The sequence below is a fragment of the Acetobacter sp. AN02 genome (assembly GCF_029759835.1).
Lineage (GTDB): Bacteria > Pseudomonadota > Alphaproteobacteria > Acetobacterales > Acetobacteraceae > Acetobacter.
Genome location: NZ_JAJJND010000091.1, coordinates 1 through 9,775, shown reverse-complemented (window position 1 = coordinate 9,775; position 9,775 = coordinate 1). Strand labels below are relative to the sequence as shown.

The following is a 9,775-nucleotide window of genomic DNA, read 5'->3' as shown; positions in this document are numbered from 1 at the left end:
AGAACAACACAACGGAAAACGGACTTTGCCCTTTACAGGGAGCGAAACCTTATCGAGCGCTTCTTCAATAAATTCAAACAGTTCCGCGCCATCGCTGCCCGCTACGACAAACTCAAATCTACTTTCCTCGCAGCCGTGCAGTTCGCTTCAATCATCATGCTGCTTAACTGACGACACGACGTACAGCAAGGCAAAGGCGCATGACGCGGCCTACAGGAAATTCATCTCCGAGAGCATGGACGCTCTGGGATAAACTCTTGTCGTTCCTTCACATCAGCGCGAAATCCGATCAGTATCGGGTTTTCTGACGGGGGGTGATCCTCGCGTCTGATGCGGGAGAAGGATCAGGGTGCGTCTTCGCAGCAGACCGTCATCGCAGATATCGGGCATCCGGTATCTGCTCGTTGTCCTGCGCAGCCTCGTACGGGCCAGTTCTGTCTGGCTGGTGCCCGTCGCCGGACTGACGGGCTGCGTTGCCGGTCTTCTCGTGACTGCCGTCACGCGGATCACGCTGTGGATGCACAGCGTACTGTTCAGCGGCATTCCTTCCGGACGACTGTCCGGTCTTACGGATATCCCCCTGTGGAATGCCCTGATTCCGGCCACCGGCGGGCTTCTTCTGGTCGGTTTTATGCGTCTGAGCGCCCGCCGGGTCAGCCGCCGGATCGTTGACCCTGTGGAGGCCAACGCCCTGAGGGGCGGGCGCATGTCCCTGCGTGACTCGCTGGCGATGCAGATGCAGGTCATCATCTCCAACGGATTTGGCGCATCGCTCGGTCTTGAAGCCGGATTTACACAGGTCTCATCCGCCCTGTGCAGCCGCATCGGCAGGTTCCTGCGCGTAACCCGTGCCGATATGCGCCTTCTGGTCGGATGCGGGGCCGCCGGAGCGATCGGAGCCGCTTTCGATGCTCCGGTGGCCGGGGCGTTCTATGCGTTCGAACTCATCATCGGCACTTACACCCTGTCGATGCTCGCGCCGGTTGCCACGGCATCGCTGTGCGCCGTGGCCGTCGTGCATCTCACGGGAAATACACTGCCGCTGCAGACGCTCGATATTCCGTCCGCCCTGACAGCCGGGCAGTATATGGTGCTTGCCGTCATGGGAGGCGTGGTCGCACTGCCCGCAATCCTGCTCATGCGCGGCGTGACACTCGTGGAGTGGCTGTTCCGCACGTCTCCGCTTCCGGCCTGGAGCCGGCAGGCCGCAGGCGGACTGCTGGTCGGCGGGCTTGCCCTGATCTCACCCACCGTCCTGTCCTCAGGTCACATGGCCGTGCGGAATGCGCTCGCAGGGCAGGTGTCCCTGAACGATGCGCTGCTGCTGCTCTGCCTCAAGGCGCTCTCTTCCTCCATATCCATCGGCGCGGGATTCCGAGGCGGATTGTTCTTCGCCTCCCTCTGGCTTGGCGTTCTGAGCGGTGAGATATGCGGAGACCTTCTGTCCTGGAGCGGGATCATAAATATTCCGACCTCCGCCTGCGTCATCGCCGGGATGTGCGCCTTTGCCGTCGCGGTGATCGGCGGGCCGGTCACGATGATCTTTCTCGCCCTTGAGACCACCGGCAGCTTCGGCCTTACGCCCGCCGTGCTGATGGCGGGTCTTGCCGCCGCGGTCACGACCCGGTCGCTCTTCGGATATTCCTTCACAACGTGGCGCTTCCACGTGAACGGCGAACAGATACGCTCTCCGATCGACGTGGGGCGGCAGAGATCACTCACGGTCGGACGCCTGATGCAGGCAGATCCGCCGGTCCTGCCGGAGACCATGAAAATCAGCGAAGCCTGCGGGCAGTTTCAGGACTTCATGCCCCGCTATATCCTGCTGGAAAATACAGAGGGTGGCTATGCCGGGCTGGTCTCGGGAGAGGCTTTACGGAACGCGGAGGAAAGCGGGGCTTCCTGGCCGGTCTCCTCACTGTCACATGCGGAAGATCTCTTTCTCCGGCCCTCCTGCTCCTGCCGGGACGCGCTCGCGATGTTCGACAAGGCGCGCCTGCCGGTCATGGCGGTTCTGTGCGATGAGGAATGTGAGGACGACCACCCCGGGGAGCACCATGAACCCCCGGGCCGGATAGCGGGCCTCCTGAGCGAGCGATATGTGCTCAGACGCTATGCGGATGAGATGGAGCGGAGCTGGCAGGATCTGGCAGGCCGGATGTAGGCCAGGCCGGGAAGAGACGTGCAGCATCCGCCACGGCTTCCGGCGTGATCTCCGGGCAGAAATCCGTTTCCGCAAGAATCCGGACCCTGCCGTTCCTCTCGATTGCCTCTCGGTTTCCCGGATTGAGCGGCCCGTTGAGCACCACGCCAAGCACTGCAATCCCCCGTCTGCGGAGCTCCGCCAGACTGAGCAGCGTATGGCTGATCGTGCCAAGTCCGCTGCGGGCGACGAGCACGACTGGCAGACCGAAGCGCTGCATGAGATCGGCCATCATCACACCAGGCGCTACAGGCACAAGCACACCGCCCGCGCCCTCGACAACCAGGGGCGTCCCGATATCCTGCAAGGGAAGCCGGATATCATCCGGCTGAATGCTCACCCCCTCCAGGGCCGCCGCCGCATCCGGCGCAAGCGGTGCGGCAAAGCCGGCGAAAGGTAGGATGATGCGGTCAGGGGTGAGCTGTGCCAGCTCCCGCACAACCGGCGTATCACCGGCCTCATCCGCCAGACCCGTCTGCAGCGGCTTCCAGTAAAGCGCATTCCACGCACGGACCAGGCAGGCTGAAACAAAGGTTTTCCCGACACCTGTATCCGTGCCGGTCACGAACACACCCGCACGGGCCGGGGTACGGAACATGCCGCTGGCAATGGTCCAGGATATGCTTTCCTCGGCCTCATCAAAAGCGTTCAGAACGCGCCTCAGGGCTCCGGCCGAAAGTGGCCTTTGTCCCGCGCGGGGTGCAGCCGCGCCCGTATCATGAAGCCGTCGAAGGAAGGAAAGGCCATCGCCGGTTTCCGAAATGATCTGCGTTTCCCATCGGCCGGACATATCCGCCGGGATATCCTCCGCAAGCTGTCCGGCAGAAGGATAGTCATGAAGAGAGACAGGCACCCGGGCGGTGGCGCAGGCTTCACGCCACTCCGCAAAACACCCCTCAGCCAGTGTCGTGACAGCCAGCGTGCCGCCGGGCGAAAGAAGGGCACGCAGGGCATGCAGAACCTGCGCCCGGTCCGGACACCATTGCAGGGCAAGACTGCCGCAGATCAGGTCGAACGGTCCTTCCGCAGACGGCTGCTGTGCATCCATTACCGCATACCGCACGCTGTCTCTCAGCCGGTTCCGCGCCCGCTCCAGCATCTCCGGGCTGATATCCGTCGCAAGAATATCGGCCTGTGGCCACAGACGGCGCAGATGTTGTGTCAGAAGACCTGTTCCGCAGCCGAATTCCAGAATTCGTAACGGCTTTATTCCGGACCGTTCAAGCTGCGCTGCCAGGTTCCGGGCAACGCAGGCCTGCAGGGAGGCTGCCCGGTCATAGCCGGAGGCGCGGGAAAAACGCTCCCGGACGGATGCGGAAGAAAAGTGGGTCATCCCGGTATCTTTCTCCTGTCGAGCAGAAAAACCGTGCATTCCTCAGGATGCGTCAGAGGCAGCATATGTGAGCCCCCGGCGATCCATGTGATCCGCTCTTCCGGAAAGCAGGCCCGGCTCATGGCCGGAGACACGATCCGGTCCTGCTCTGCGCACAGAACACAGACATCCCGCCCGCTGTCCCGCACATCGCAGTTTTCCAGAAAATCCAGACCTTCCCTCAGGGAATCCACATCAGCATCCCTGCACGGACTATCTTCTTCCAAGCCGCAGTTTTTCCGGAATGACGCCAGAACGGATAGTGGATCTTCAGAAAGCCCCGCTTGCATGCGGGCAAGCACGCGCGCATGAACACCATCAGGAAAATCCGGCTTTTTTACAAAACAGGAAAATCCGCTGATCCCTGCAATCCGGCTTCCTGCAGGCAGAACGGCATGACGAAGCAGCCATAAAAGTCCCATTGAATGACCGGCCACCAGAACGGGACCGGGAGGAGTAAAATCCTCATTCAGGGAAACATGTTTTCCCGTGGCGTCACCAAAGAAACCGAAATCGGTCACACCGGCATCTTCCATGCCCCGGCAGGCCCGCACACGGTCCCATACGGAAGCATCAAATCCCCATCCGTGCACGAGGATGACAGGAAGCATCTTCATCTCCGCGTGGAAAAACGTGCAAGGGCGGCAGCCAGGCGCTCCGTATCCGCATCGCTCTGCGCGGCGTTGAGGGAGATCCGCAGACGGCTGGTTCCCGCAGGAACGGTCGGAGGGCGGATCGCAATGGCCAGAATTCCCTCATCCTCAAGAAAAGCCGTCAGTTCCAGCGCCCTTCCGGCCTCTCCGGCCATCACGGGTATGATCTGCGTGGAAGAATCCGTCGGCGCATATCCCTGATCAGCAAGCTGCGCGCGCAGCCAGTCTGCCCGGCGGGAAAGTGTCGCGCGGGCCTCATCCATATCAGGCAGAAGATCCAGAGCCGCATCCGCAGCCCCGAGCACCGAAGGCGGCAGAGCCGTGGAAAAGACAAAACCGGAGGCCTTATTCAGAAGCCAGTCACACAGCGCCCGCGATCCGGCCACCCACGCCCCCATACCGCCGAGCGCCTTGCTGAACGTGCCCATCGACAGCGCGACATCCCCGACCCCCGCCGTAAGCCCCGCACCGCCGGAACCGAGCACACCGGTCGCATGCGCTTCATCGACATAAAGAAACGCACCATATCGCCGGGCCAGAGCGGCAAGGGCAGGAATATCCGCCCGGTCACCGTCCATACTGAACACGCTTTCCGTTGCAATTACCTTCAGCCCAGGCATCTCCGCACGCTCCTGCAGAAGCGTCTCAAGATGGGAAAGATCATTATGACGGAAACGGATCTGCGAAAGGCCCGCCGCCGCACAGCCATGATGCAGGCTGGCATGATTGAGCCGGTCTGCAAATACCAGCATCGTAGCGCCCGTCTGTTCTTTCGACAGTCTGGCAAGCGCCGGGATCACGGAGGCATTGGCCTGCCACCCGCTGGCAAACAGCAGCGCAGCCTCCTTGCCCTTCAGAGCCGCAATCCGGGCCTCCACGCGCTCATGCAGATCGCGCGTTCCTGTCACAAGCCGGGAAGAACCGGAGCCGGTTCCCTCACGCGCGGCCGCATCCGCCGCACGCTCGGCCAGAAGCGGATGCCGCGAGAGACCGAGATAATCGTTTGACGAGAAATCCAGCAGCGTTTTCCCATGCGGCGTCCGGAAATCCGCGCGTAGATACGGACTGAGCGGATGCAGCCTGCGCCGGCGGTCCTGCCGGGCAAGATCATCAAGAGCCTGGAGAAAAAGAGGATCGAACGGGGTCATGTGCCAAGTGGTGCCGTAGCCTGCAGCGCCGGTCAATCCTGCGGGTCTTTACGTTCCGCCCCGTAACCGGCACACCCGCTGCAGAGCATCGGCAAGGAAATAAGGATCTCCCATGTCCCGGACAGAGCCCGCCTGGTACCGTGACGGCCTGCCACATATCTGGCTGCCCTACTGCCAGATGAAAACATCACCGCCCCCGCTGGCCGTGACGGCAACCGACGGCAGCCGGATCACGCTTGCAGACGGACGTGAACTGATCGACGGCGTGGCCGCCTGGTGGACCGCATGCCACGGATATAATCACCCGCACATCAGGGACGCGGCACAGGCGCAGCTCGCACGTATGCCGCACGTCATGTTCGGGGGATCGGTGCACGAACCGGCACTGACGCTGGCAAAGCGGCTGAGCGATCTGCTGCCGGGCGATCTGGAGCGGGTGTTCTATACCGATTCAGGTTCGGTTTCCGTTGAGGTCGCGCTCAAGATGGGCATCCAGTACCGGCTCAATCGCGGAGAGGCAGACCGGCGGAAATTCGTGGCCTTCCGGGGCGGCTATCACGGGGACACGCTTGCAGCGACCGCGATCTGCGATCCGGAAGAGGGGATGCACCATCTTTTCGGCGGAATCATGCCCGAACAGTTCATCCTTGATCTGCCGCGTGACGAGGAGTCCCGTGCAGGGTTCGAGACATTCATCGCAGATCATGCTGCAGAGATAACGGCAGTAATCACGGAACCTCTGGTGCAGGGGGCCGGAGGAATGCTGTTTCACGATCCGGACGTGTTGCGCTGTCTGCGGGACATCTGCGACCGACATGGTATTCTTCTGATTCTTGATGAAATTTTCACGGGATTCGGTCGGACAGGAACGATGTTCGCTTGTGAGCAGGCAGGAATAACCCCCGATATCATCTGCCTGTCCAAGGCGCTGACAGGCGGAACCATGGCCCTGGCCGCAACCGTGGCCCGGCGTCACGTGTTCGATGCATTCCTTTCGGATGATCCCGAACATGCGCTGATGCACGGCCCGACTTTCATGGCCAACCCGCTGGCCTGCGCCTGTGCGAACGCCTCACTCGATCTGTTCGGGCGTGAGCCGCGCCTGGATCAGGTCGCTGCCCTGTCCGCACGGATGAGCGAGGGGCTGGAGACATGCCGCGCTCTTCCCGGCGTCAGGGATGTGCGTGTCATGGGGGCGATCGGTGTGGTGGAGATGGAAAAAATTTCCGACCCGGCAGCCCTGCGCGCCCGATTTGCGGAACATGGCGCGTGGATCAGGCCGTTTCGAAATATCATATATCTGACACCGGCCTTCACGATCGCTCCGGATGATCTGACCTTTCTCATGCAGACGATCCGGGAGGTCATTTCAGAAATGGCCTGACTGAAGGGTCAGAAAGCGGCCTGAATACGTGCCGCCAGTGAGTTGCCGTTCCGACCGGCGCTGTTGACCGAACCGGCACCGTCGCTGCGGCTGACGATGAAGTGGTTAAAGTCCAGCATCACCCGGAAATGCCTGTTCGGATACCAGTTCAGACCACCCGTCCAGACAATCTGCCGTCCGCCGCGCACGCCGCCGGGATTGTTCAGATTGCTGTTCAGGTCCGTCTCGCTGTAACGACCGGAAATTTCCAGTGCACCCCAATGGCCCGCCATCGGATTGAATTCATCTTTCTCCGACACACTAGGGGCCGAGAACGCGCCCTCTTTGTAATTATACATGCGGGGATTTCCGAAGATGGTGTAGTTGGCCGCACCATACCATCCGTCAAAAGCCAGAGAAGGCAGCTTCTCTCCTCCGTTTCCGCGCGAACGGGTGATACCGATATGGTAATACTCTCCCTTCAGAAGCAGGCGTTTCCACCGCAGTCCTGCCTCAGGCCCTGCAGACCAGACGCTACCCACATCAGGTATCGATCCGGTCGTAAGCAGCGTGCTTTCCCCGAGGTTGATTTCCGGGCGTTCGGCCAGGGAGAAGGTGCGTCCGGCGCTGCTCTGGTCCTGCTTGAAAGAGGACAGTGCGGAAACACCAAGATGCAGATCCCAGTCCCTGGTCGCGATCGGTCGTCCGGCAACACGAATCATCCCGCCCGTCTGGCTGTCGGTGATCGTCCCGTTGCCCCCGTAATAGCCGTTCCCGTTACGATGACCGAACTGCTGACCAGTGAAATATCCAGCAATCCACCAGCGCTTTTCGTAATGGAGACCACCGGCGACAAAGCGCGCATCACCCGCGGCAATGTTGCGGACAATATCGGTGATGCCGGGACGCTCCATCATCATGAAGTCGTTGGAGCTTTCCGAATCCTCCTCGGTCACGCGGGGCTGGAAATATCCGACTGTAAGGATGGTGTTCCGAAGCCCGGCATAGTTCAGATTGGCCTCATAAAGCCCGACCGTGCCGTCATTATTGCCTGCGCCGAAATCCGGAGTGACGTTGGCGACCCAGTCCTTATAGCGGAATGTGAACGGAATACGCAGACGGCGTGCATTGGACGTGAAGTCGTTGAAATTGCCCTTGCTTTCATTGCCGCGCCTAGTGACGCCCATGAAGCCACCGAAATCCTCATGGAATGCCAGACCGATGGACATGGCGTATTTGCTGTCCTCGGACTGGATCGTCGGACGGCCGTTCGGAAAGCCGATCTTCATGCCACCGATCTGCACTACCTCGCTGCCCGATGATGCTTTCTGGAAATCCTCCCAGGAACTGGAGATACCACGGTCTGACGGCGGACGGCCGTCACCGGGAACATGATGCACGAATTTCACGCCGGGAGAGGACGGTCTGTCGAACTGAATGCCCTGCTCCGGCGCACCGTTGTAATCCCGGCGGTCTGCCACGGTCGTGGCCCCGGCTCTGTGATGCCCGGACGCCGTGCGGGATGTCGCACGTCCGTGCTGGTCATGGTGCAGCTCGGCACGCATGGATGCCATCTCGCGACGCATTTCCGCCATTTCACGGCGAAGCTCGATAACCTCCTGATCGGATGAAGCTGCAAGAACGGGAGTTGAGAAAAAGGCTGAGGCGCCGCTCAGCACTGTAAAGGAAGCAAGAAGGAAACGCGGTGAAACTGTCATCGACCTCTTTCCGGCGCGGTGGATGACAGCGTGTTAATGCTTTTGCCGGGAAGACAGGGTGAAACATGAATGACAGTACTGTTTCGGTTTTATGACACAGCTCGTCCGGACTTTATCGATCCGTATCAAGATAGAATTCGACAGGAACCGTCAGGCTCACGGTCTCACCGGGCACCGTATCTGGCGGAGACGGAAGGGACTCCGCACGGTGCACCAGGGCCAGGGTTTCCTGATCCAGAGCCTCAAACCCCGATCCCTTTGCAACAGAAGCTGACAGAACATGTCCCTGCCGGTCCATACGGAACCGGAGCATCACCGTGCCTTCATCACGATTATGCTGCGATACGGCCGGATAGCGTTTGAAGCGTTCAAGCCGCGCAAGAAGCTCGCCCTGCCAGTTCGCCTTGTCGTGCGCGTGTGACGAGGACGGTGCTCCATGAGAAGGAGCCGCCTGCGCTTGTGACGGGGGGGGCTGCCATCGCCGGGGGGATGTCGTTTCCGGTGCCGGAGGCTGCTCCGCCGGAACCGAGGTGCTGACGTGCTGAACCTGCTTGTGAAGCGGCTTTTTCCGGAGGAGTTTCTTCTCTTCCTTCGGCACGGGAACCGGAGGATTCTGCGCCGGAGAGAGCGGAGCCGTCACCTCAGGCGGCGTGACCGGCTCAGGCTCAGACTCAGACTGCGCAAGTGCCTGTTGCGGCCCTTCAGGAACAGTCTGTGCTGGCGTCGGCGCAGAAACCGGCATGGGGGCGAGATCAACGGCGATAGCGGCAGGAGGCGGCCCGGCGGCAGGCGGGGGAGGGAGCGCAAGCCGCGCAGCCCAGATACCGCCAGCTCCTGCAATGATCAGGACGGCAGCAAAGGACAGCCCGAGAGCAGCACGTCTTTTCTGCTGTTCCTGACGCAGGATATCCTCAAGCCATGTTCTGAAATGATCCGGACGGGGCGGGGAGAGAACCGTCACTGAGAGACGCCCTCTTCCTGCCCGTGCAGCGAAACCAGAGCAACCTTGAGGTATCCCGCCGCACGCAGCTTATCCATCACGCCCATCAGGGTGGCATAATCGACCGTCCTGTCCGCACGCAGGAATATGCGGGTATCCATATTCCCCTTTGTCGCACCGGCCAGGCCGGAGGCCAGAGCATCTGCCGCGACGTCCTCCTCTCCGAGAGCCAGCCCATGATCCAGATGGGAGACGGAATCTATCGCCCCTCAACTACGGCGTGTCGTCAGTTAGATGTTTAGTCCCGGAATTTGATGGTGCATTATTTTCACATGAGTGGAAGGATGCGCTATGGGCCAGGTTCCCCACGGAAGCGCC

Annotated in this window: 8 protein-coding genes and 1 pseudogene; 3 read left to right on the top strand and 6 right to left on the bottom strand. The window is 61.0% G+C overall.

From position 1 onward, the window contains the following. Both LOC54_RS10020 and LOC54_RS10015 read left to right on the top strand, forming a co-directional pair. On the top strand, positions 1-171 hold a 171-nt coding region (locus LOC54_RS10020; RefSeq protein ID WP_279313675.1), incomplete at its 5' end, for a transposase. A gap of 178 nt (positions 172-349) precedes the next feature. Then, complete coding sequence (locus LOC54_RS10015; RefSeq protein WP_279313673.1) at positions 350-2,164, top strand: chloride channel protein; 1,815 nt, start codon at positions 350-352, stop codon at positions 2,162-2,164. Here LOC54_RS10015 and bioD read toward each other — a convergent pair. Genes bioD through LOC54_RS10000 form a run of 3 tightly spaced genes read right to left on the bottom strand, consistent with a single transcriptional unit; the run spans position 2,106 to position 5,376 of the window. Continuing rightward, entirely contained in the window at positions 2,106-3,536 is a 1,431-nt protein-coding gene (gene bioD, locus LOC54_RS10010) for a dethiobiotin synthase (protein WP_279313672.1), read from the bottom strand. The two genes, LOC54_RS10015 and bioD, sit on opposite strands and share 59 nt — an antisense overlap. Continuing rightward, positions 3,533-4,186, bottom strand: coding sequence for an alpha/beta fold hydrolase (locus tag LOC54_RS10005; RefSeq protein WP_279313671.1), 654 nt, complete (start codon positions 4,184-4,186; stop codon positions 3,533-3,535). The genes bioD and LOC54_RS10005 overlap by 4 nt, the downstream gene beginning before the upstream one ends. 2 nt (positions 4,187-4,188) lie before the next feature. After that, positions 4,189-5,376: an 8-amino-7-oxononanoate synthase gene (locus LOC54_RS10000; RefSeq protein ID WP_279313674.1), complete on the bottom strand. Its 1,188-nt coding sequence runs from the start codon at positions 5,374-5,376 to the stop codon at positions 4,189-4,191. Between the two features lie 112 nt (positions 5,377-5,488). Between LOC54_RS10000 and LOC54_RS09995 the strand changes: the two genes are divergently transcribed. Then, complete coding sequence (locus LOC54_RS09995; protein WP_279313670.1) at positions 5,489-6,760, top strand: adenosylmethionine--8-amino-7-oxononanoate transaminase; 1,272 nt, start codon at positions 5,489-5,491, stop codon at positions 6,758-6,760. 8 nt (positions 6,761-6,768) lie between these two features. Here the strand turns inward: LOC54_RS09995 and LOC54_RS09990 are convergent, their stop codons facing one another. The 3 genes and pseudogenes from LOC54_RS09990 to LOC54_RS09980 all read right to left on the bottom strand — a co-directional run. Then, a complete protein-coding gene (locus tag LOC54_RS09990; RefSeq protein WP_279313669.1) occupies positions 6,769-8,457 on the bottom strand; it encodes an OprO/OprP family phosphate-selective porin in 1,689 nt (562 codons plus the stop codon). Between the two features lie 112 nt (positions 8,458-8,569). Next, entirely contained in the window at positions 8,570-9,418 is an 849-nt protein-coding gene (locus LOC54_RS09985; RefSeq protein WP_279313668.1) for an energy transducer TonB, read from the bottom strand. After that, positions 9,415-9,639: pseudogene (locus LOC54_RS09980) on the bottom strand (biopolymer transporter ExbD); the annotation flags it as partial. The pseudogene LOC54_RS09980 and the gene LOC54_RS09985, both read right to left, overlap by 4 nt. Between the last annotated feature and the right edge of the window lie 136 nt (positions 9,640-9,775).